19 protein-coding genes are annotated in these 22,258 nt (G+C 38.1%); 4 read left to right on the forward strand and 15 right to left on the reverse strand.

Going from position 1 to position 22,258, the window contains the following annotated elements:
* Positions 1-51 precede the first annotated feature (51 nt).
* From atpA to BVH02_RS04185, 7 genes are all read right to left on the reverse strand, one after another.
* Entirely contained in the window at positions 52-1,629 is a 1,578-nt protein-coding gene (gene atpA / locus BVH02_RS04155; protein ID WP_086499284.1) for a F0F1 ATP synthase subunit alpha, read from the reverse strand.
* A gap of 23 nt (positions 1,630-1,652) precedes the next feature.
* Positions 1,653-2,213: an ATP synthase F1 subunit delta gene (gene atpH / locus BVH02_RS04160; RefSeq protein ID WP_086499286.1), complete on the reverse strand. Its 561-nt coding sequence runs from the start codon at positions 2,211-2,213 to the stop codon at positions 1,653-1,655.
* Positions 2,214-2,222: 9 nt separating this feature from the next.
* Positions 2,223-2,717 carry a F0F1 ATP synthase subunit B gene (locus BVH02_RS04165; RefSeq protein ID WP_086499288.1) on the reverse strand — a complete coding sequence of 165 codons (495 nt, stop codon included), beginning with the start codon at positions 2,715-2,717 and terminating at the stop codon, positions 2,223-2,225.
* A 72-nt stretch (positions 2,718-2,789) separates the two neighbouring features.
* The gene (atpE, locus tag BVH02_RS04170) at positions 2,790-3,050 is read right to left on the reverse strand and encodes an ATP synthase F0 subunit C (protein WP_086499290.1); all 261 of its coding nucleotides are present in this window, start codon (positions 3,048-3,050) and stop codon (positions 2,790-2,792) included.
* Positions 3,051-3,087: 37 nt separating this feature from the next.
* Positions 3,088-4,131: a F0F1 ATP synthase subunit A gene (gene atpB / locus BVH02_RS04175; protein WP_086499292.1), complete on the reverse strand. Its 1,044-nt coding sequence runs from the start codon at positions 4,129-4,131 to the stop codon at positions 3,088-3,090.
* An 18-nt stretch (positions 4,132-4,149) separates the two neighbouring features.
* Positions 4,150-4,533: a hypothetical protein gene (locus BVH02_RS04180; protein ID WP_086499295.1), complete on the reverse strand. Its 384-nt coding sequence runs from the start codon at positions 4,531-4,533 to the stop codon at positions 4,150-4,152.
* A 45-nt stretch (positions 4,534-4,578) separates the two neighbouring features.
* Positions 4,579-4,806: an AtpZ/AtpI family protein gene (locus tag BVH02_RS04185; RefSeq protein WP_086499298.1), complete on the reverse strand. Its 228-nt coding sequence runs from the start codon at positions 4,804-4,806 to the stop codon at positions 4,579-4,581.
* Positions 4,807-4,951: 145 nt separating this feature from the next.
* Between BVH02_RS04185 and porW the strand changes: the two genes are divergently transcribed.
* The 3 genes from porW to uvrC all read left to right on the forward strand — a co-directional run bounded on the left by porW (position 4,952) and on the right by uvrC (position 11,744).
* Positions 4,952-7,567: a type IX secretion system periplasmic lipoprotein PorW/SprE gene (porW, locus tag BVH02_RS04190; RefSeq protein ID WP_086499300.1), complete on the forward strand. Its 2,616-nt coding sequence runs from the start codon at positions 4,952-4,954 to the stop codon at positions 7,565-7,567.
* Between the two features lie 3 nt (positions 7,568-7,570).
* Positions 7,571-9,877, forward strand: coding sequence for a penicillin-binding protein 1A (locus tag BVH02_RS04195; protein ID WP_086499302.1), 2,307 nt, complete (start codon positions 7,571-7,573; stop codon positions 9,875-9,877).
* A 61-nt stretch (positions 9,878-9,938) separates the two neighbouring features.
* Positions 9,939-11,744 (forward strand): excinuclease ABC subunit UvrC, encoded by a 1,806-nt coding sequence (uvrC, locus tag BVH02_RS04200; RefSeq protein ID WP_086499304.1) that lies wholly within the window; start codon positions 9,939-9,941, stop codon positions 11,742-11,744.
* 15 nt (positions 11,745-11,759) lie between these two features.
* Here the strand turns inward: uvrC and porN are convergent, their stop codons facing one another.
* The 8 genes from porN to BVH02_RS04240 all read right to left on the reverse strand — a co-directional run bounded on the left by porN (position 11,760) and on the right by BVH02_RS04240 (position 21,079).
* A complete protein-coding gene (porN, locus tag BVH02_RS04205; RefSeq protein ID WP_086499892.1) occupies positions 11,760-12,578 on the reverse strand; it encodes a type IX secretion system ring subunit PorN/GldN in 819 nt (272 codons plus the stop codon).
* Between the two features lie 33 nt (positions 12,579-12,611).
* Positions 12,612-14,225, reverse strand: a complete 1,614-nt coding sequence (porM, locus tag BVH02_RS04210) for a type IX secretion system motor protein PorM/GldM (protein WP_086499306.1) — start codon at positions 14,223-14,225, stop codon at positions 12,612-12,614.
* A 40-nt stretch (positions 14,226-14,265) separates the two neighbouring features.
* Positions 14,266-15,072, reverse strand: coding sequence for a type IX secretion system motor protein PorL/GldL (gene porL / locus BVH02_RS04215; protein ID WP_086499308.1), 807 nt, complete (start codon positions 15,070-15,072; stop codon positions 14,266-14,268).
* A gap of 53 nt (positions 15,073-15,125) precedes the next feature.
* Positions 15,126-16,220, reverse strand: a complete 1,095-nt coding sequence (porK, locus tag BVH02_RS04220; RefSeq protein WP_086499312.1) for a T9SS ring complex lipoprotein PorK/GldK — start codon at positions 16,218-16,220, stop codon at positions 15,126-15,128.
* A gap of 168 nt (positions 16,221-16,388) precedes the next feature.
* Positions 16,389-17,369, reverse strand: a complete 981-nt coding sequence (locus BVH02_RS04225) for a PorP/SprF family type IX secretion system membrane protein (RefSeq protein WP_086499314.1) — start codon at positions 17,367-17,369, stop codon at positions 16,389-16,391.
* Positions 17,370-17,445: 76 nt separating this feature from the next.
* Positions 17,446-18,219, reverse strand: coding sequence for a uroporphyrinogen-III synthase (locus tag BVH02_RS04230; protein WP_086499316.1), 774 nt, complete (start codon positions 18,217-18,219; stop codon positions 17,446-17,448).
* A 32-nt stretch (positions 18,220-18,251) separates the two neighbouring features.
* On the reverse strand, positions 18,252-19,373 hold the full coding sequence (locus BVH02_RS04235; RefSeq protein ID WP_086499318.1) for a DUF4271 domain-containing protein: 1,122 nt from the start codon (positions 19,371-19,373) through the stop codon (positions 18,252-18,254).
* Between the two features lie 2 nt (positions 19,374-19,375).
* Positions 19,376-21,079, reverse strand: a complete 1,704-nt coding sequence (locus BVH02_RS04240) for a BamA/TamA family outer membrane protein (RefSeq protein ID WP_143244181.1) — start codon at positions 21,077-21,079, stop codon at positions 19,376-19,378.
* Between BVH02_RS04240 and hemW the strand changes: the two genes are divergently transcribed.
* On the forward strand, positions 21,054-22,247 hold the full coding sequence (gene hemW, locus BVH02_RS04245) for a radical SAM family heme chaperone HemW (protein WP_317045413.1): 1,194 nt from the start codon (positions 21,054-21,056) through the stop codon (positions 22,245-22,247). The genes BVH02_RS04240 and hemW overlap by 26 nt on opposite strands.
* Positions 22,248-22,258 lie beyond the last annotated feature (11 nt).

The raw sequence follows: 22,258 nt of genomic DNA on the forward strand, positions 1-22,258 counted from the left end.
GCTAGGGGTATTAATAGCCGGAAGACTTACGCCTTCCGGAATTAGAATCAATTATTTTGCGAACTTTGGAGCTAATTCAGCAGCTGCTTTAGAAAGAATTTTTCCAGCTTCGTCCACATTTCCTTTTAGGATAAAGTCTATCGCTTCAGGATAAGAAGTATCCAAAAGTGTGTAGAATTCTTTCTCAAATGCTCTAGCGTTTTCCACTGGAACTGTATCCATCAAGCCTTTTGTAGATGCATAGATAATAGCTACCTGATGCGCAACAGATACTGGAGAGTACTGAGCTTGCTTCAAGATCTCTTGGTTTCTTCTACCTCTTTCGATCGTACGCTTAGTAGTCGCATCTAGATCAGAACCAAACTTAGAGAATGCTTCCAATTCACGGAAAGCTGCCTGATCCAATTTCAATGTACCGGCAATTTTCTTCATTGACTTAATCTGAGCGTTACCTCCTACTCTTGATACCGAGATACCTACGTTGATCGCAGGACGGATACCAGAGTTGAACAGGTTAGTCTCCAAGAAGATCTGACCATCTGTAATCGAAATTACGTTAGTCGGAATGTAAGCAGAAACGTCACCAGCTTGAGTTTCGATAATTGGAAGTGCAGTCAAAGACCCACCACCTTTTACCAAATGCTTGATTGAATCTGGCAGATCGTTCATTGCTTGAGCGATCTTGTCAGACTTATTGATTTTTGCAGCTCTTTCCAACAATCTAGAGTGAAGGTAGAATACGTCACCTGGATATGCTTCACGTCCCGGAGGTCTTCTCAAAAGAAGAGAAACTTCACGGTAAGCTACAGCTTGCTTAGAAAGATCATCATAGACAACCAAAGCAGGACGACCTGTATCTCTGAAAAACTCACCGATCGATGCACCAGTAAATGGAGCAAAGAACTGCATTGGAGCTGGCTCAGATGCTGGAGCTGCTACTACTACTGTATAAGGAAGTGCGCCGCCTTTTTCTAATGCTGCTACTACACCAGCAACGGTAGATGCTTTCTGACCGATTGCAACGTAGATACAGAAAACTGGCTCACCTTTATCGTAAAATTCTTTTTGATTTAAGATAGCATCGATAACTACAGCCGTCTTACCAGTCTGACGGTCACCAATTACTAATTCTCTTTGACCTCTACCGATTGGAATCATCGCATCGATAGCTTTTATACCCGTCTGAAGAGGCTCAGTTACTGGCTGACGGTAGATTACACCTGGTGCTTTACGCTCCAAAGGCATCTCATACAAATCACCAGTGATAGGTCCTTTACCGTCGATAGGGTTACCCAAGGTATCCACTACTCGGCCAAGCATTCCTTCACCTACTTGAAGTGAAGCAATTCTTTTTGTTCTTCTAACTGTATCACCTTCTTTAACTCCTTTAGAGTCACCAAAAAGTACAGCTCCAACATTGTCTTCTTCAAGGTTCAGTACCATTGCTTTCAGACCATTGTCGAATTCTAGCAATTCTCCAGATTGAGCCTTAGAAAGTCCATAGATTCGAGCGACACCGTCACCTACTTGAAGGACTGTACCTACTTCTTCGAGTTCCGCTTCGGTTCTCGCTCCAGAGAGTTGTTCTCTTAAAATTGCCGAAACTTCATCAGGTCTTACTTCTGCCATGATATATTGATTAATGCTTTGTGTTAGATTTTACTTTCGTAATGATTTTGGGAAAACTGAGTTTTTAACTGTCTCAGTTTGCTACTCAATGACTCGTCAAGTTGACGATCATTTACTTTCAAAATATATCCACCTATCAAGTCTGGATTAATTTTTTCTACCAATTGAACTGTCTTCTTACCGGAGATTTCTCTTACTACATCAGAAAACTCCTTACGAAGCTTATCATCAATAGCAAAGGTGGTCGTCACTTCAGCTACCTGAATCGACATGTGAAGATTATATTGGTTCTCAAATTCCTTTGCCACGTCAAGAAGAATTTCTTCTCTATTCTTGCGAGAAATAATCTCGAAGAACGTCATGGTAAGTGGATCAGCTCCTTTTGCAAAAAGCGCTTTGAGCACATTCAATTTTTTATCAGAATTGACTACTGGATTCTTAAGAACCAATTTCAATTCATAATTACTATCTGCCAATGCAGTCAGTCTTTGAAAATCAGCATGCACCTCTTCTAGTCTTCCTTTTTCCAAAGAAAGTTCCATGATTGACTTGGCATAGCGGGATGCTACTCTCTGGTTTGACATGGAGGTGTATTAATTAAGCTTAAGTTCTTTGATAAATCCATCTACCAAATCTTTTTGAGATTTGTCATCAGAAAGATTTTTTCTCAATAATTTCTCTGTTACTTCCAAAGAAAGCGTTGCAACTTGAGTTTTCACTTCTGCCAAAGCAGCTCTCTTCTCAGTTTCAATCACAGCTTTTGCATTTTCGATCATCAAAGCACCAGCTTTTATAGCTTCATTCTTTGCGTCATCGATCATCTTCACAGAAGCGTCTTGAGCTTTCTTCAAAATAATATCTCTTTCTAATCTGGCATCAGCAAGAAGTTTTTCATTCTCAGCTTTCAAATTAGCCATTTCATTTCTAGCAGTTTCAGCTGCCTTCAATGCGTTATTGATACTGGTTTCTCTTTCTTCAATTGCAGCAAGCATAGGCTTCCAAGCAAACTTTTTCAAGATGAATAAAAGTGCAAGAAAGGCGAATAGTTGCCAGAAGATCAGGCCGGAACTAGGTAAAATCAGATCCATTAGATATATATAATTTCGTTATTGTTCAAAAAGAGGGATTGACCTAGAAGGCCAATCCCGATTCATTTGTTCTTAGAAAGCGATACCGCCTGCATTCAAAGCAATAAGTAGACAAACTACTACTGCAAACAGGGAAACCACCTCGATCAAAGCTGCAATGATCAACATAGCAGTCTGGATTTTACCAGCAGCCTCAGGCTGACGAGCAATAGATTCCATAGCTTGTCCACCAATTCTACCGATACCAAGACCTGCGCCAATCGCAACAATTCCTGCACCGATACCAGCACCCATAAGTGCCAATCCAGCTGATAATAAGATTGAAGTTAACATACGTTTTTATTTATAAATTGAACAAAGAAATTCCTAATTAATGTGCCTCGTCATGATCATGTTCCGCAACTGCAGATCCTATATACATGGCTGTAAACAGCGTAAACACATAGGCCTGAATAGTTGCTACTAAAAGCTCAATCAGATTGATGAACGTCACCATCAGCGTACTTACCACGCCTATAGTATAAGACTGAAAGATAAATACGAGAGCAATAAAAGCCAAAATAACGATGTGGCCAGCTGTGATTGCGACGAAAAGACGAACCATCAAAGCAAAAGGCTTAGTGAACAAGCCGATAATCTCCACTGGTACAATCACCAAAAGTAGAGGAATTGGAACACCTGGAGTCATAAAGACGTGTTTCCAATAATCCTTATTCCCATTCACATTCACAATGATAAAAGTCAGGACGGCCAAAGTTGCAGTGACAGCGATATTACCAGTCAAATTTGCCGCACCTGGCATCAAACCTACTAGGTTACCTATCCAGATAAAAAAGAAAAGAGTTAATAAATAAGGTACAAACTTCTTGTATTTAGGGCCAATAGCAGAATGTGCGATCTCATCTCTTACGAAAATAACAATAGGCTCTACAATTGCAGCAGCTCCTTTAGGGGCTACAGCTCCGTGCTTTTTGTAGTGACCCGCAGCAGAGAGCGTTAAAGTCAATACAATCACAATTACTAGAAGCATCATCGCGACGTTCTTGGTTATTGACAAATCAGTGAAGCTAGCATTGTCGACTCTTCCCATGTGATCATGAGAATCTATAAAGTAACCTTCGTGAGCATACTCCTCACCAAATTTGTGCGTATCCGGATTTTGGAAGTCTTTTGAGTTAAAAAACTCTAAACCTCTGTCACCAGAATAAACAATTACAGGCAGGGGAAGCGTCACGTGAGTGTGGCCAACATTGAAAAAATGCCACTCATGGGAGTCCTTGATGTGGTGCATAATGAAGCTGGTAGGATCTTCTCCTCCTTCTTCAGAATCCGCCCCAGCAGCCAAAGACATGCTTGAGAAACTCAGCAAAAACGCTGACAATAAAATACTTAGGGAAAGAAATTTACGCGTCATTAACTCTTTTTTTGAGGGCTACTTCGAAATCGGGCGCAAGTTAGCCAGAAAGGTGTAGATATCAAAAACCAGATAGAACAAAAAGAGAATAAAGAAATTCACTACAAACAAAAGAATATTCTCTGTCCCTATAAAAACCATGATTCCTATGAAGGAAAGTGAGGCAATTATTCGAATTACCATGGCCAACATTTTCACCTGAAGCAGGTTTTCTGTAGAATCTTTTAGTAGCCAAATACTCATTACACCTACCAAATATGAGGTTAAAGCTAAGAATCCCAGAATTTTCCAAATACCCACATGAATAGTTGCAGGGATCAACCACTGAAGTAAAATTGCTAGCAAACAAAACATTCCTGTTAAAAGGAAAAATTTTAAATGATAATTTAATTTCAAACTCATATTGTTAATTTCTTGCAAATTTACCCCAAATATTCTTTCGTGAAACTACTTATCTGAGCGAATTGAAGTCCACAATTGATAAAATGCAATCCCAACAGAGATGAAGCAAAACAGGAGTAGCCAAACAGGGAATTTCATATCACTTTTCTGCTGTACCCACCATCCAAGCCAAGTACCTCCGCCAATCACCCCAAAAAGTTGAAATGAAAGACCTATATATTTTACATAAACCGGTGTGCTCTTTGAATTAGTCTCTTTGGAATTTGGGTCCATAGTAATTTATGTTAAAGCTTTAATTTATTAAAAATCATCCGTTATATCTTCGTGACTTGGTCGGGTACAAATAATACAAAATTAAAATCGTTCACTAAGTAAACCAAAAAACCTATTTTGCTACTTGAATTGGGCTAAACAACTCATGAAAATATTTTCCAGACTAGCGATAGTCATTTTACTTTTTAGTGCAGCATGTTCTTCGGAGCGCAACACCTTTACTAACAGGACATTCCATAATGTCACTGCGCATTTTAATGCGTATTATCTCGCCGACGTCAAATTAAAAGAAGTTGAGGCTGAAGTTTTTCAGAATTACAAGGAAGACTATACACAGATACTACCTGTTTTTATTCCATTTGATTCTGCCACAATTCAAACAAATGCAGAGAAACTACAATCTTCCCGTGAATTAGCTTCAAAAGCTATCGAATGGCATAAAATCAGTAAGTGGGTGGATGATAGCTACTACCTTCTGGGGAAGCTGGATTATTACCAATCTCAGTTCGATGACGCTCAGAACACATTCAAATATGTGAATGTAAATTCTAAAAGTCCTGATCTGAGGCATCAGACGTTGATCACTTTACTACGCCTATATGTAGATCAGGGAGAATTCGAGAATGCAAATTTCACCATCGATTACTTATCAAAAGAAAATCGTATTTCAGATGAAAATCGCTACGAACTTTACAGAACACTTGCATATTATTATGAAAAACGAGGCGATAAAAGTGGTGTAATCGGCGCACTGGACAAGACCATAGAATATTCGCAAGACAAAAAAGAGGCCTCAAGAATAAACTTTATACTGGCTCAGCGCTATCAGCGAGAAGGATTCGATGCCTTAGCTTTTGAGTATTATGAAAAAGCTCTATTGGGTAACCCGCCCTATGAAAGAAGTTTTTATGCTCAACTTTACGCTCAGCAAGTTGCAGAGCTAAATGCATCCAAGGACTTGAGAAAGGTTCGTAAGTACTACGATGATTTGTATGAGGATACAAAAAATAGAGATTTAAAAGATGTAGTAATCTATGAACGAGCACTTTTTGAGGAAAAACAAGGCGACACTGAGCTAACCTTGGATCTTCTTCATCAAGCGGCTAAAGAACCTGGAAGTAACCCACGAGTGAAAGGCTACGTCTATCAAAAACTAGCCGAAATTAACCTTGCTGTATTTAAAGATTATCGTGCTACCAAGTATTACTTAGATTCTGCGCTCACTTATATAAACGAAACTGATCCTGTAGCTATAGAAATCACGAGTCAAAAAGAATCTCTTGATAAGTATGTGCTCCATTTTGAGCGAATTAAAGGCAATGATAGCTTGCTGACTTTGGCAAAACTAAGTACGGAAGAACAGAAACTAATTGCGGAAAACTATATCCAATCCGAAGAGGATAGACTTTTAAGGGAAGCGAGAGCGCTTCAAAAACCACAAATCACCGGTATTTTCGATAACCTATTGGCATTCAACGATCGGGGATCTGTTTCAACATTTTATTTTGATAATAGCGTAGCTATGCAACAAGGAGCTATTGATTTCAGAAGAACTTATGGTAATCGCCCTTTACAGGACAACTGGAGACGAAGTGCTGTTAGCTTCCAGAGTTCGACTGCTGCAATTCCTGAGCCTACAGAAAATGATTCTTTAGCCATAGAGAGCCTAGTCAGTAAATTACCTAGCATAGACGAACTTCTTGCTCAGATCCCCAATTCCCCTAAACAAATCGAGACCTTGAATCTTGAATTGGAGGAATCTTATTTCGAACTGGGTAAACTCCTATATTTTGAATTAAAAGAAACGGAGCGGAGTATTGATAACCTAGAAACCTTGGTTCGTGTGTATCCTAACTCTTCTAGAAAGCCTGAAGCATATTATTTACTATATCTAGGCCAAAAAGATTTGGCAGGGAATTCTCAACAATATGTTGGACGTTTGAATCGAGAATTCCCTGACTCGCAATATACTTATTCAGTAAATAACCCAGATGCGGCGTCAGGAAATTTGGCTTATGTAGAGTCTTCAAAAAAATACGAGCTAGCTTATAATGCCTATTATGATGGTCAATATGAGTCAAGTAAAATCATCATTAAGTCAGCTTTAGAAGAATATCCACTTACTAGAAATACTGCGCGTCTTTTACTCTTAGATATCATGATCACAGGCAAAACCGACACACGTCTAAGGTATAGGGAGCGATTGGAAAATTATATTCAGAATGGGCAAGACCCAAATTTGGTAGATTTGGCAAGGATTATGCTAAAACCTATGCTATCTCAGGCTGAAATTGAAAAACTCAATCCTATAGAACTAAACGCCTCTGATTCTACCATAGTTGAAAACATAGAGTTAGCAGGAGACAAAGGAGATAGTGCGCTGGCAGAGTCTCCCTACAAATACGATGAATCAGCAACACATATCTTTGTACTTGTGATGGAGCCTAAACTAGTCGATGTTGCCAAAAATCTTATGGCAGATTTGGAGAATTTTCACAAAGCCGATTTCTCAAAAGAAAGACTTAGAATAGGAAATATGAATATGAATAGGGAAAATGCGATTTTTATCATTAGCCCATTTACAAACGCTGAAAAAGCAAAAGAATATTATAGTAAATTTCAAAAAGAATTCAATTCTGAAGGTTTTCCTGATATAGTAAAGTCTAATTCCTTCGTGATATCAATAGCAAACTTTCAGGAATTGAACAAAACCAAAAATTTTGAAGAATACAGGACTTTCTTTAAGTCCACATATAAGTAAACTATGAGTAACAAAGCAAAACCCCAAGCTCCCACTTGGGTAGCCAAGACCATAAAATTCCTTTGGATAGCCTTTATTGCAGGTTTTTTTGGTTTTATTCTATTTGTATGGATGATCAGTATTAATTTCCTTGGGCTGTTTGGATCTCTACCGGATTTTAAAGCCTTGGAAAATCCTGATTCTGAGATCGCATCCGAATTATATTCTGCAGATGGAATATTGCTTGGGCAATATTTTCGCGAAAATAGAAGCCCTGTGAAATACGAGGAACTATCTCCAAACCTGGTAAATGCCCTGATATCTACAGAGGACATTCGTTTTCAAGAACATTCGGGAATAGATATGCGAGCTATGATGCGAGTTTTTGTCAAGTCTATTTTACTTGGTCAAGATGCAGGTGGTGGATCAACACTTAGTCAGCAAACAGCCAAAAATCTTTTCAAAACAAGGACTGACAACAGTAATGGTTTACTTGGTTCCATTCCAGGGCTAAGAATGCTAATCGTTAAAACCAAAGAGTGGATTGTTGCCACTCAATTAGAAAAAGCGTACACCAAGAACGAGATTTTAACTTTATATCTCAATACGTCAGATTATGGCTCCAATGCATTTGGGATTAAAACAGCAGCTAAAACATTTTTCAATAAAACTCCTGAAGATCTAGCCATCCAAGAATCAGCAGTACTCGTGGGACTTTTCAAAGCTCCTTCTTATTACAGCCCAGTCTATAATCCTGACAATTCTCTTCGAAGAAGAAATACTGTTTTGGCACAAATGAGAAATAATAATTTGCTGACCAAATCTGAATTTGATTCTCTTGCCATTTTACCGATCGAATTGAACTACAGTGTAGCCAATCAAAACAAAGGATTAGCAACCTATTTTCGTGAGATTGTAAAAGCTGATCTATTAAAATGGACTAAAGAGAATCTAAAATCGGACGGTAGTGCTTATGATCTCTATGGCGATGGTCTGCGAATTTATGCAACCATTGATAGCCGTATGCAGCGATATGCTGAAGAAGCAGTAGCTGATCATATGAAGACATTACAAGCAAAATTCCACAAAGAAATGGGTAACAGAGACCCATGGATAGATGAAAGTCATCGCGTCATCCCCAATTTCATTGAAGATGCTGTACGTAGAACTGAAGCATATCGACTACTCAAAGTACGGTATGGTGAGGATACAGATTCTATTAATCTAAAACTGAATGAGAAGAAGAAAATGAAAGTTTTCTCTTGGGAAATGGGTGAAGTGGACACATTAATGAGTTCGATGGATTCGATGAGGTATTACAAAAAACTCCTTCAGGCAGGTTTTATGAGCATGGATGCCCATACAGGTCAGATTAAAGCTTGGGTAGGAGGCTTAGATCATAAATATTTCAAATTTGACCACGTATTAAGAGGCAAGAGACAGCCTGGATCTACCTTCAAGCCATTCGTTTATGCTGCAGCAATAGAAAACGGATACAGCCCTTGCTACAGCGTCATAGATCAACCAGTGGAGGTTTATATACCTGGTCAACCTACATGGAGTCCTTCCAATGCTGATGGTAAATTCTCTTATAAGAAATTGACAATTAGACAAGCGATGGCTGAATCTGTCAATTCCATCACTGCCTATATGATGAAGAAATTAAGCCCTAAAATAGTGGTAGAAACTGCCAGAAGATTAGGTATCACCAGTGATTTACAAGAAGTACCAGCTTTAGCTTTAGGTGTAAATGATGTTTCAATCTTCGAAATGGTGGGAGCATTTGGCACTTTTGTCAATAAAGGTGAGCATACTACTCCATTTTACATAGACCGCATTGAGGATAAAAATGGAAATGTAATCCAGCAATTTACGGCCAAGAAAAGGCCTGCAATGAGTGAGGAACATGCTTACTTAATGACCTATATGCTTCGAGGAGGTTTTGAAGAACGTGGTGGAACGAGTCAGGGTGTGAATTGGGATCTGAGACAAGGATTGGAGTTAGGTGGAAAGACAGGTACAACTCAAAATGCTTCCGATGGTTGGTATATGGGTATAAGCAAGGACTTAGTAAGTGGCTCTTGGGTGGGCGGAGATGACCGTGCTATTCACTTCAGAAGCTGGTATGAAGGACAAGGTGGAAGAACCGCTAGACCTATTTGGCAAAACTATATGATAAAAGTATATGCGGATGAAAGCTTAGGCTATACCAAAGGCCCTTTTCCAAGACCAGATAGACCGTTGAGCATAGAGATAAACTGTGATGTTTATGAATCAGAAAGCCAACGATTTGCAGATTTTGATTATGACGCGAAGAAAAATGATTTCTAAAAAAATATAAATCCAATTGAAAAACAGTCTTAATACAAGGCTGTTTTTTTAATTTTAGCCCATGGAGTCATCTTCTTTTTTGCCAACTGAGCACCTTACCCTTCCTGATCACCCAGGTGTATATAAATACTTCAATGTAGACAATGAGTTGATTTATGTAGGGAAAGCAAAGAGCCTCAAAAAGCGAGTCGGTAGTTATTTCAATAAAAACACTGGAGTCAATCTTAAGACCAGGAGAATGGTTAAAGAGATAAAAAGAATAGAGATCACGTTAGTAGATTCTGAATTTGATGCGCTTCTTCTAGAGAATAATTTGATAAAGAAATCTCATCCGAGATATAACATTCTTCTTCGTGACGACAAGACCTATCCCTACCTTTTACTGACGAAAGAAAATTTTCCCAGAATATTCCCGACAAGAAAGATGATACCAAAGAAGGGTACCTACTTTGGACCTTTTGCCAGTGTTAAGGCAATGAATACAGTGTTGGATCTTATTCGAGAGTTATTTACTATCAGAACATGCAAACTGGATCTATCACCATATAAGGTAGCAGAAGGAAAATATAAAGTCTGTCTTGAATACCATATCGGAAATTGTCAAGGTCCTTGCGTAGGACTTCAGAATGAAGAGGCATATTTAGCGGATTTAGAACAAGCAAAACATATTTTGAAGGGTAATCTCGGCGTGGCAAAGTCATATTTTAGGAAAGAAATGCAGTTCCATGCAGAAAATCTGGAATTTGAGAAGGCACATAAGATGAAAGAAAAACTTGATTCATTAGAAAAGTATCAAGCAAAATCACTGGTCGCAAGTCCTTCAATCAACAATATTGACGTGTGCACCCTTGTCTCGGATGACAAAAGTGCATATGTGAATTATATGAGAGTGAAAAATGGAGCTTTGATGACATCTAAAAATGTTGAGCTCAAAAAGAAACTTGATGAATCAGACGAGCAGTTACTGTTAACAGCTTTAATCCGTCTTCAAGATCAATTTCAAAGTGACGCTGAGGAAGTCTTGCTAAATATAGAACTATCAGAGCCTATTGAAGGTCTGAATGTAGTTTTGCCTAAAATAGGCGATAAGAAAAAGCTGATCCAACTCTCCCTGAAAAATGCATTATACTACAAAAAAGAAAAAGCATTACTACTGGGACTTAATGAAGACAAAAAAGATCGGGTAATCCGAAAACTACAGCAAGATTTAAGTTTAACAGAGATCCCAGATCATATTGAATGTTTTGACAATTCAAATATTCAAGGAACAAATCCTGTTGCCAGTATGGTATGCTTTCTCAATGGAAAACCTGCAATTAAAGAATATCGACACTACCACATTAAAACAGTCGTTGGCCCAGATGACTTCGCCAGCATGAAGGAGGTAGTGGGCAGGCGATATAAGCGTCTTTTAGAGGAGGGGAAGCCAATGCCAAAGTTGATTGTGATTGACGGCGGTAAAGGCCAGCTATCGTCCGCCGTAGAAGCGCTGAAAGAACTGGGCGTATATGGTCAGATGCCTATCATTGGTATTGCTAAACGGCTTGAAGAAATCTACTTTCCCGGAGACTCCTATCCTATTCATATTGACAAAAAATCCGAAAGCTTAAGACTTTTGCAACGAATTCGTGATGAAGCGCACAGATTTGCAATAAAATTTCACAGAAATGTTAGGAGTAAAAATGCTTTTGGAACTCAACTGACTGAAATTCCTGGTATTGGAAAAAACACAGCAGACACCTTATTGACTTATTTTAAGTCGGTAAAGAAAATAAGTGAGGCGAGTGAGGAAGAAATTGCTGGAGTAATCGGAACTAGTCGGGCAAAGACATTGGTAGAATGGAAAGAAAAAAATAAAGGGGCCTAAAGCCCCTTTTTTATATTACCACTCCCAAAGAGAGTTTTCATATTCTAACAACTTATATTCAAAGTCAAGCGCGTTAACGTACGCTTGCATTTCGGGATTAGGATGATCGAAAGATATAAGATCCGCAATTAAAGCCTCCTCCGAATTCGTAAACTTTCTAACAACTGATCTGAATAACCTAGTTTCAAAAGCCTCATCATAAGTCAAACTCTTAGCAATATTCTGGAAGTTAATCCAACGTGCTTCAGGATGATCTTTAAAATAGTGATAGAAATCTTTGTAACGAATGTAGGCAATGGATTTTTGACCAGCATTGGAATTTGTCTCTGAAGGCATAACCAATTCTATATACTTGATATCAAATATCATATCTGAATGGTGCTTATCGAAAACAAAATCTTCTCTGAAATCTAGGTAATAAAGCTGCTTAGAGAATATACTATCTCCAGTAGCATTCAACCAGAAATTATCCTGAAACTCAGCAATAGAAAGTGGCTGAGAAAAATCCTCATCCGCAAAAACTTCTAATGCATTCTCCTCAACAATTGCCTTGTAGATTTGATTTATTATCCCATTCGACTTAGTATCTCCAGAACCATATAATGGTTTATTATACTTCTCACGAAGGTCAATTCTTCTCCACACTCCAATTTGATACATTTTATCATCTTCCCTGATTCGCTTCGCAGAGTAGATAGTATCCATATCGAACTGACGATCACCGAAGCCGGAAGGATTTTGACTTGTAGCAGCAATTTGCGCCTCACTTGCGAAAGGTGAAATGCCTACTGCTATAAGCAGGGACAAGATTAATTTTGGAAGAAACTTTTTCATAATCATTCGTTTATCTAAATCCCTACCTAATTATTATTTAACACGGATAGGAACAACTTGTCTTAAATCTGAAGGAATTTTATTTCCTCTAAAATTTGTTCTAGTCACTTGTCTAATTTCAAATACCACAACATCACCCGGCTTAGCACTTTCAAGCAATGAACGCATTGCTAGGTTGCTACCGCTTGAGATTTGCACTGTTTGTCTAGGTACCTCATTTCTCAACAATCTCATTTCACCGCCAGTCACTTCGAAATTAGCATCTTTAGCCATTGTTCGAGCAAAAGTAGGCTCAGCTTTTGCCTGCATTTTAAGCCCCATCAGAGAACTGATTGCTTGCGCTTGGCTCAAATCAAGTTCAGCTCCATTGGAGGTGACAGGCACCAAAGTAGGAGCTGGAACTGGCTTAATATCATAATCAACATTACCAATTTTATTGCCTCCGCTGCTTACTCCAATATCTACTTTACCAGACGAACCCGGTATGATAGTCAATTGTCCAGGTTTGCTTCCTTTAATAGATTGTCCATTACTAACGGAAAATTCTGGAGAATAGGTATTGCCCAATGCGGGAACTTCAATCAATAGCTCATTTGCACAATCTGCATAGAGCTGATTAACAACTTCTGAAGAAACCTTAATTACAGGCTGAGCTACGAAATACTCATATTCAACTGGAAGAACTTTATCCTCGCCGTTCACACTCGTGATAATTTCACCTTTAAGAACTCTCTTTGCTAAACCTCTTTCGTCATACGAACCAGCTGGAGTTACGGTAAATTCAATTTTACCAAATCCTTTGGCATCAACGGGAACCGTACGACCATCATAAGTCATAGTCGGAGCTGCTGAGGTAGAACTTGAAGCGATAAACATATCTGCTTCGAATTTGGTACCAGCTGCTACTACATTTGACAAAGCTGCAATTCTTGCTTCAGTTACATCTGCCTTAAAGAAGAATGAACCAATAGAGTTTTGTATCGCCTTTAATGATTCGCTCTCTATGTTCAAAACTTCATTTTGAAATTGTGAAATAAGGGCAATAACAGCACCTACTGGAGACTTTACAAAGGTTAAAGCAACAAAATCTTTATTTTTGACTTCCCTATCTCTTGCAAAAAGCTCAATGTCTTTCGCATCTTTAGCTATCGCATCGAATTGCATATCTGGAAATCCAATTTTCGCCAAAATCGCTGAAATTTGAACCGGGTAAGCATTCAATTTTTCTTTCATCTCCTCACCTCTGCCGTTATTCGCAAAAAGATTGCCAGTAATTTCAGTGTTTTTAAGGTTCGCATTGACAAAGTTTCCTTCATCATTTTTAGCCTTAGACTGAATAATTAAATCCTGCTTTAAGCCCTCTAAGTAATCATAGACTTCTTTGGTAGCTCCTCGAACTTCTTGAGCTGCTGCTACTTTAGGAACATCCACTTCTTTACTTCCCTGCTGCTCCACTGTATAAGCAATTGACTCTACTGTGGATACATTTTTACCAATGAAGTTTTTGGAAGTACGTTCCATGCCGTCATTGATCAATATAAATTTTTGGAGGATTTGGTTACTTACCTGGAGGGCCAATAAGGCCGTCAATACCAGGTACATCATACCAATCATCCGCTGTCTAGGTGTCTCTTTAGCTCCTGCCATTTTTAAGTTTTAATGGAATTTTAAATGAATTGAAGAGAAATTAACCTTTCATAGCGGATAACATTCCACCATAGATTTTATTCAATGAACTAACGTTCTGATTCAATTTTGATAATTCAGTTTTAAATGCCTGAGTTTCTTTGCCTGCCTCAGTAAGGCCTTCCATAGCTGCAGTCATGTTGGCATAGAATCTATTCAATGTCTTCACGTGACTGTTTGCATCCTGAAGTTCCATCTCGTAAACAGAATTTAAAGCAGAAAGATTTTTGGTCACAGTAACCACTTGAGTATGGTATGCTTTTGCATCTTGAGATGCAGAAGCCATTTCTGTAAGCGCAGCTGCTGTTTTACTATAAGAAGCATTCATGTCTACCAAAGTCTTAGCGGCAGATTTTACATTAGTAGCATATTCATTTGTGGCCACTGCTGCGTCGGAAAGATTGCCCATTTTCTGAGCTGAGGTTGCTAAGTTTTGCATGCCTTTACCCAAACTTTCAATTAATTCTGGGCCAACTTTGGCGTTAGCAAGCATCTCATCAAGCTTCTGCGAAACCTGATCTCCACCAGCTGCTACTACTCTTTGTGCTCTTGGCGCTGATGGTGCATCACCTGCAAGCTCAGGATAAACCTTAGACCAATCTACCTCTTCCGAACGAGGCTCGAATGCAGATAAGAAAAATATTAATGCCTCTGTACTAAGTCCAACTCCAATCATAAGATTAGCAAACTGCCAATCAAGGATTTTGAACATCGCTCCAAGAATAACTACAGCAGCACCAATACCATAAACCTTTGGCATTATGCTGGAATAAAACTTTGCTGAAAATGAGTTGCTGTTACTAGCCATTTGTAATAATAAAATTAGATGTTAGGTAGTTATTATATGTTTTTTGAAATTGATTATCTTCTTCTTCTTGTTGAATTTTTCACATCCATTGATCCTGAACGACCAATAAATGTCATTTTTGTTCTGAAGCCTATATGTGCCTGAGCAACATCTTCGTATTCATAGGTCCTCGTACTAGTCTCAAGAAAGTGAGCAATGTCTTTCCAGCTTCCACCTCTAACAACTTTTCTAGGTTCATTTGGATCTTCATAAACGGGATTCAAATCCCATGTAATTGAACTGGAAGTGGTAGCATAAGCATCAAGTACCCACTCTGCCACATTCCCTGACATATTGTAGAGACCATACCCATTTGGAGCAAATACATCTACTGGAGCAGTGTATGCAAACCCATCATCGATATAATTACCTCTACCAGGCTTAAAGTTTGCCATTAAACAACCTCTCTTATTTTTCAAATATGGACCGCCCCAAGGATATTTGGCGACTTCCTTTCCTCCTTTAGCAGCATATTCCCACTCAGCCTCAGATGGAAGTTCGAAACCAGGGCCATCGAAATCACTATCATCATTAGCTCTCAAGTAATAAGTTCTCCATTCACCATATTTTCTAGCTTGATCCCAAGTAACCCCTACAACAGGATAATTATCGAAAGCTGGATGATCAAAATAAAACTCCATCAAAGGATCCCCATAGTGATATGCAAAGCTAGTAGACCAAACAGCAGTGTCTGGCCTTAATTCTTCGTAATTCAATTGAGGAGGATCTTTCAAAGTGGTGGACGTACCATTTTCGTATGTTCCGCTTTTAACAGACTCTAAAAATTGACGGTACTTGTTGTTGGAAACTTCATACTTATCCATGAAAAACTCAGAGATTGTGATCTGCTTGTTTAGTGCAGATTGCGTATATGCTATATCCTCATCAGCTTGTCCCATCCAGAATGTACCAGCTTTCACGGGAACCATATCGTAAGGAAGATTTTGCTGCCAGCTTTCACGTTTCGGAACACCCGTCACCTCGCCTCTTCTATTCATCTTTTCGCTAGCTGAACCCTTTTTACTAAAGAGGCCGCAACTCGGCAAAAGTATCACTAAAGTCAAACCTAAGGTTATGGACAATAAGCGAATATTTATTTTTCTATACATAAATTACGTTTTTTCGTGCATCAAATAATTACGCTGCGTAATGTGTTTTTGAGATTCGAAATTTAGCTGAATTTGGCACAATAATGCAAATTACCTGCCAAAATATGAGATATTCATGATATCTAAATAAAACTCATATGCTTCAAATCTTTACTTTTAAAGTTAATTTTAAAATCTAAACCTAGGAGTTCTTTGAATTACGCGCTGCATTTCTCGACTCATATCTGTAAATGTATAACGAAGCATAAGTTCATGACTGGTAGGAGATTTAGCTTCTAACGAACTAAACACGACGTCAAACGAGTACCCCAATTTAAGAGAATTGTCTTTCAAGAGGCTATATCCTAATATAAGCGAAACTGATTCTTCCCCTCTAAATCCAATCCCCCCACTTATTTTATTTTGATGCGTTGCAATAACGCTGACATCATATGAAAAATTATTAAAGGAAACTGATTTTAATAGAAAACTAGGTTCTATTGCTAATTGCCCTACTGGCTTAAATCTATATCCTACTAATAAATAAGAGTGATTTTTCAATTGATTAGCATATGTGCCATCTCCAAAATCAAAATTTGGTTCATTAATATGTCGGCTGCTCAATCCTATATAATAATTTCTAGCGTCAAATAACAAACCTGCTCCGATGTTAAAATTTATTTGGTTCTCTTTCCCTGAACTTGGAAGATTTGGCTCAGGATTCACTACGATTAATTCTCCATAGTCTATGGAACTGGAATTAATCCCAGCATACGCACCAAAACTCAGAGTAGATCTGTTAAGCTTTTTGTGATAAGCCCCTTGAAGATTAACTTCCAAATTCCCTGTTGCGCCTATTTGATCATTTACTATCGTGAGACCGTATCCAATATTTTTTCCCTCTAGCCGTCCTTGGGCAGTAAGCAATTGCGTAACTGGTGCTCCACCTTGACCTGAGGACGTGGTATAATTCAACCATTGAGTGCGATGCAGAGCAGAAAATCTAAATCCTGCTTCTTTACCTGCAAAAGCAGGATTATAATACATGCCATTATACATGTATTGGGTAAATTGAGGGTCCTGCTGGGCCATCAGCGAGGAAACCTCAAAAAAGAATAATAAGAGAATCGAATATCTCAAAAAGCATTTTAAATGGCCTTTTTGAATCATTGTATAGTGGTTTCGTCCAACGTAATAACTATTGTAAGAATATAAACTGAAAAACCACAGATTTAGATTCTATGTTTTATAAATTATTCACCTTTTTAATATAAAGCTCCAGAGCTCCAGTCATACTTGGAGCATTTGGCAGAGGAGCTTCTATATCTAATATCAAATCCAAATCTATTACAGATTGTGCAGTAGTTGGACCAAATGCTGCAATTCTAGTATTACCTTGTTCAAATGAAGGGAAATTAGTTTTCAAAGATTTAATTCCTGATGGACTAAAGAACGCAAGTATATCATATTTAACATCTGCCAAATCAGATAAATCCGCCTCTAATGTGTGGTAAATTATAGCTTCTGTAAACTCAATTCCATTCTTTTCCATGTATTCTGGTATATCATCCTTTCGGATATCAGAGCATGGAAATAAATATTTTTCCGATTTATGCTTTTTAAAATAATCAAATAAATCCTGAGCAGTCTTTTGACCTACGAATAATTTACGCTTTCGGATTACAATATACTTCTGTAAATAATGAGCTGTCTGATCTGAAATACAAAAATATTTCATATCTGCTGGCATCTCTATTTTGAAATCTTTACATATCGCAAAGAAATGATCAATAGCATTACGACTTGTAAATATCACAGCAGTATGCTTCAAAATATCAATCTTCTGCTTGCGAAACTCCTTTGGCACAACTGGCTCAACCTTAATAAATTGTCGAAAATCTATCTTCAAATTATACTTCTCCGCCAACTGAGTGTAGGGAGAATTAGCATCCGCTGGGGCTGGTTGAGATACTAGAATACTTTTTACTGGTCTAAACCTGTCTTTGGTAACTGTGCTCATGCTTCTATTATTCCTTTTGGTGATTATCAAAATTAATGACCCAAATCAAGAACCAATTTAGCCAAGATTAAAAAGGGTACTAATTCTGCGATGCAAAGGTAAGTAAATAAATGATATTTCTTAAAGCCCAGTCTATTCACCATAATTAGAAATAACGCTAGGATACCTAAAATGTAAATCCAGAAAAACCCTGCAAAAGAGAGCTCTAATGCCATTTTAATTTGTGAAAATTCATTAAGTAGAAAAAATAAACACACCACAATCAAGGTGATCGTGGATATAACTACTAAACGGAGTAAATAAAAAAAATGAGGAAATTCTAATTTCCCCAGATCAAATAAATATGACATGGTTTTAATGGCTGTAAACTTAAATATTGTAAGTAATAGAAGAAAAAATGCCCCTGCAATCCAGAGTATAAGTAAAGTGGTGAAATTCAATTCTAATCTTGCTTCTAGCCATTCGTGACGAAAAACAACAAATCCAGTCACCATCATCAAAGACAAAAGCATATTCACTATAAAAACATAAAAAAGTATATCTAGCGAGAAAAACCTCTGTAAACTCCCACTTCCAGAAAAATCTTCTGCATTGAGCAATGAGATGGGCTTGATCATCATTGCAAAAATAAATGGATAGGCTAACTTATATAAGGCGATCAATAGCAATGAAACAAATAACCCAATTATAAAAAAATCCCGGATGCCCTGCCTATCAATCTTTCTCTTCTCCGAAAGAAACCCCTCTTCAATCATACTTAAATCACTAGATTCTATTTTCAATATTTTTTTAACACTCGCATTATCTGAAGAAATTCCATTTTTAAAAACAGTCAAATTAACTTGATCTCTTGAAAACTCCTTTTTCAACTCACCAACTCTTGCAGTAAAAGCAGTATCCTGATCAGTGAAAAACCAAAGCTTTTCACCTAAAAAAACTACTGAGTGATCTGGGAATTCGAATGAAAAATAGGCCAAAGGAAAATTATCAAGATCCAAATCTAAGATCAGCCGATCATTTGAACTAAACCAAGTTTCTCGCTCACCTTCCGTCCAATTTGGATTATAATCTTCCAAAACTTGCGTATATGCCTGTTGCCCCACTGCATAACACAGTAGGAAAATAATTATTGACTTGCTGATCAATTTTTTCATACTCAAAATCTGGCTAAGTAGCCAAAATGTATCCTTGAAAAGGAAAATTGTAAGGGTTGCAAATTAGACTTCCCGACTCCATATATAAACCGAAAGATGCCGGAGCCTGAATCCAGATTGATTCCCGCACCAAAAGAGAAGGGTTTGTCAATCGATGCTGCAAAGTACGGGTTTTCCAGAATCCCAAAGTCAGCAAAAACCATGAGAAATGAGTTTTTTCCAAAAAAAAGTCTTTGCTCCATATTTATATAACCATAAGACCTCGCATAAAAGTAGTTCTCATTAAAGCCACGAATGCTTTTCAACCCACCTAAGCGAAATAAATCATTCAGGAATAAGTTTTTATTTTGCGTAAAACCGGCACTTCCTCTAAACCACATTCCCCATGTAGATTTTATATATATATGCTTTTCTATTTCTGCTTCCCCCAAATACTGTGGACTGTTCAATTCCACATTCACATAAACTTCAGGGGGAAACCCCGTATTTTCAAGAATCTTCTTATTACCCAAAGCAACTTCACCGATGAATAGAAATCCTCTTCTGGGAAAATTAGGATCGTCCAATCTATTCAAAGTCAACCCCATCCCATATTGATTCCACTGGTAATCTGCCACATCTGGAAGATCAGTCACATCCTTATACGCTTCAGTATTCAAGACAGCACTTGATTGTCTTCTAGTGAAAAACCGTAGGTAACTATTCTTACTCAATCGATACCCAAAGTCCAAATTCAAATACCTGTTCAAAAAAGTAGAATCTTGCTTCAACAAATTGAACCCTATGCTGACATCAAGAGGGGAATTAAATAGAAAGGCTTCCTTAGCGGAAATATCCAAAGACTGCGTCGCTATATTCAGTCGCTGCCAATGCACTGCGACATCCCGTCCTTTGCCACCCAAATGATACAGCTCCAAGTCCAGTTGTCCTGTGATGAGCATCTTTCCAGGTTCGTTTGCATTGGGTAGTAATCCTATTATGCCATCAAGCACATTAGTATTTCGATCCCGCAAAGTAAATGTGGGCTGAGCCTTTTTGATCTTAAAATCTACTAAGGGATCCTGCGTCTGTACGAAATATGGTGATCGGCTGAGCTCTTTATGGGCTTCATCTAATTGTTTTTGAGAAAATGGCAAGCCAGGCTGAATGCCTGTTATATGCTGTACATATTTTTCCTGTGTTTTAGTGTCACCGGATACCTTCACGCTATCCCAAAAAATAAGTGGTCCAGAATCATAATTGAAAACTGCGGAAAGCTCGTTCCCATTTCTTTGGATACTGTCGAGTTTTATTTGAGCAAAAGGAAATCCATTGTTTTCAGCTTCTTTAATGATACTCTTCATCCATGTTGTAGCAGAGTTATATTCCTGAGTCAATGGAATTATAGAATTAGTAAATTCTTGCGGTACATTTCCATGAGCGATTGATTTCCAGAAATATTTCTCACCAAGCACAAAGCTCAGGCTAAGAGAATCTTCAGCCAGCTCTTCATCATTTGCAAAAACCCCAAGATAGCCTTCATTCAGAAAAGAATTCTGAATAGAATCTATGTATTTATCCCCTTCAGTCTTGGAAGAAAAGGCCTTCCAGTCAACAGTGCGCTGAGGATGATCACTTGACCATTTGACCCAAAAGCCATTTTGAGCTTGGCAAATAAGTCCTCCTGCAAGGAAAAAAAGGATGGATGCCAATATTGAGCTTTTCAAAGGGCTGGCTGGGATTGATTATATTCGCAAAATAATAGAATTCAAATTGGCGGGCATATACATACACATACCTTTTTGCAGGCAAGCATGTCATTATTGCGATTTTCACTTCAGCACAAATCTGGAGAGAATAGAGCAAATGGCAGATATGATTTGCCGGGAATTGGCCCTGAGAGCCGACTATCTCCAAAACACTACGTTAGAGACCATCTATTTTGGAGGAGGGACTCCATCTCTTTTACCTCCAAAATTGATTGAAAAAATTCTAAATCAGATTGCTAAAACTTACAATTCTGAATGGAAAGAAATCACTCTAGAGGCAAATCCTGACGATCTACATGTGGATAACCTGCTTGCTTGGAAAGAGCTAGGAATAGATCGATTAAGTCTAGGAATTCAGAGTTTCGATGAGGAAGTATTGAAATTTTACAATCGAGCTCACACGGCAGAGGAGTCCAAATCAGCAATTGAGAAAGCGAGAAAAATAGGGTTTGAAAAATTTAGTCTTGATTTGATTTATGGTTATCCACAGCCAAATCATGATCTTTGGGAGCGTGATTTATCAGAGGCTATTGCTCAAAATCCAGGGCATATTTCAAGTTATGCACTGACCATAGAGCCTAAAACTGCGCTAGGCACCTGGACGAATAAAGGAGAATTTATTCCTGCAGACGAGGACTTTATAGCTGAGCAATTTGAAATACTTCAGGAACTAACCCACAAGGCTGGCTATATTCAATACGAAGTTTCCAATTTTGGCCAACCAGACCAATTTGCCTTGCATAATACAAATTACTGGAAGGGTGTACCCTTTTTAGGAGTAGGGCCAAGTGCACATTCCTTTGACGGAAAAAATAGAGGAGCAAATCCTTCCAACAATTCTCAATATCTCAAAAACTTGGAAAAAGAGATTATCCCATTTGCAGTGGAGAACCTTACCAAAGAAGAACGATTAAATGAATATATTCTTACTGGTTTAAGGACTCTTTGGGGAATTGATTTTGGAGTTATCCACAGCGATTATGGTTTCGATCTTTTTCCATCAAAGAAGGTAATTTTAGATCAAATGGATTCCGAAGGCTGGCTCGTATGGAAAGATAAAAACCTATCTTTGAGCAAAAGCGGGAAATTACTCGCGGATAGTATTGCCGCAGCACTTTTCGTTTGAGGAACTTCAAC

Origin of the sequence: Algoriphagus ratkowskyi (genome assembly GCF_002150505.1) — a bacterium.
GTDB classification, from domain to species: Bacteria; Bacteroidota; Bacteroidia; order Cytophagales; family Cyclobacteriaceae; genus Algoriphagus; species Algoriphagus ratkowskyi.

Excerpts from the sequence above, each read along its gene's own strand:
- uvrC (WP_086499304.1), top strand. The coding sequence starts at position 9,939 with ATGGAGTCATCTTCTTTTTTGCCAACTGAGCACCTTACCCTTCCTGAT.
- atpA (WP_086499284.1), bottom strand. The coding sequence starts at position 1,629 with ATGGCAGAAGTAAGACCTGATGAAGTTTCGGCAATTTTAAGAGAACAA.
- BVH02_RS04230 (WP_086499316.1), bottom strand. The coding sequence starts at position 18,219 with ATGAGCACAGTTACCAAAGACAGGTTTAGACCAGTAAAAAGTATTCTA.
- porL (WP_086499308.1), bottom strand. The coding sequence starts at position 15,072 with ATGGCTAGTAACAGCAACTCATTTTCAGCAAAGTTTTATTCCAGCATA.
- BVH02_RS04185 (WP_086499298.1), bottom strand. The coding sequence starts at position 4,806 with ATGGACCCAAATTCCAAAGAGACTAATTCAAAGAGCACACCGGTTTAT.
- porW (WP_086499300.1), top strand. The coding sequence starts at position 4,952 with ATGAAAATATTTTCCAGACTAGCGATAGTCATTTTACTTTTTAGTGCA.
- BVH02_RS04180 (WP_086499295.1), bottom strand. The coding sequence starts at position 4,533 with ATGAGTTTGAAATTAAATTATCATTTAAAATTTTTCCTTTTAACAGGA.
- BVH02_RS04235 (WP_086499318.1), bottom strand. The coding sequence starts at position 19,373 with ATGAAAAAATTGATCAGCAAGTCAATAATTATTTTCCTACTGTGTTAT.
- BVH02_RS04225 (WP_086499314.1), bottom strand. The coding sequence starts at position 17,369 with ATGATTCAAAAAGGCCATTTAAAATGCTTTTTGAGATATTCGATTCTC.
- BVH02_RS04195 (WP_086499302.1), top strand. The coding sequence starts at position 7,571 with ATGAGTAACAAAGCAAAACCCCAAGCTCCCACTTGGGTAGCCAAGACC.
- porM (WP_086499306.1), bottom strand. The coding sequence starts at position 14,225 with ATGGCAGGAGCTAAAGAGACACCTAGACAGCGGATGATTGGTATGATG.
- atpE (WP_086499290.1), bottom strand. The coding sequence starts at position 3,050 with ATGTTAACTTCAATCTTATTATCAGCTGGATTGGCACTTATGGGTGCT.
- atpB (WP_086499292.1), bottom strand. The coding sequence starts at position 4,131 with ATGACGCGTAAATTTCTTTCCCTAAGTATTTTATTGTCAGCGTTTTTG.
- porN (WP_086499892.1), bottom strand. The coding sequence starts at position 12,578 with ATGAAAAAGTTTCTTCCAAAATTAATCTTGTCCCTGCTTATAGCAGTA.
- BVH02_RS04165 (WP_086499288.1), bottom strand. The coding sequence starts at position 2,717 with ATGGATCTGATTTTACCTAGTTCCGGCCTGATCTTCTGGCAACTATTC.
- atpH (WP_086499286.1), bottom strand. The coding sequence starts at position 2,213 with ATGTCAAACCAGAGAGTAGCATCCCGCTATGCCAAGTCAATCATGGAA.
- hemW (WP_317045413.1), top strand. The coding sequence starts at position 21,054 with ATGGATGCCAATATTGAGCTTTTCAAAGGGCTGGCTGGGATTGATTAT.
- porK (WP_086499312.1), bottom strand. The coding sequence starts at position 16,220 with ATGTATAGAAAAATAAATATTCGCTTATTGTCCATAACCTTAGGTTTG.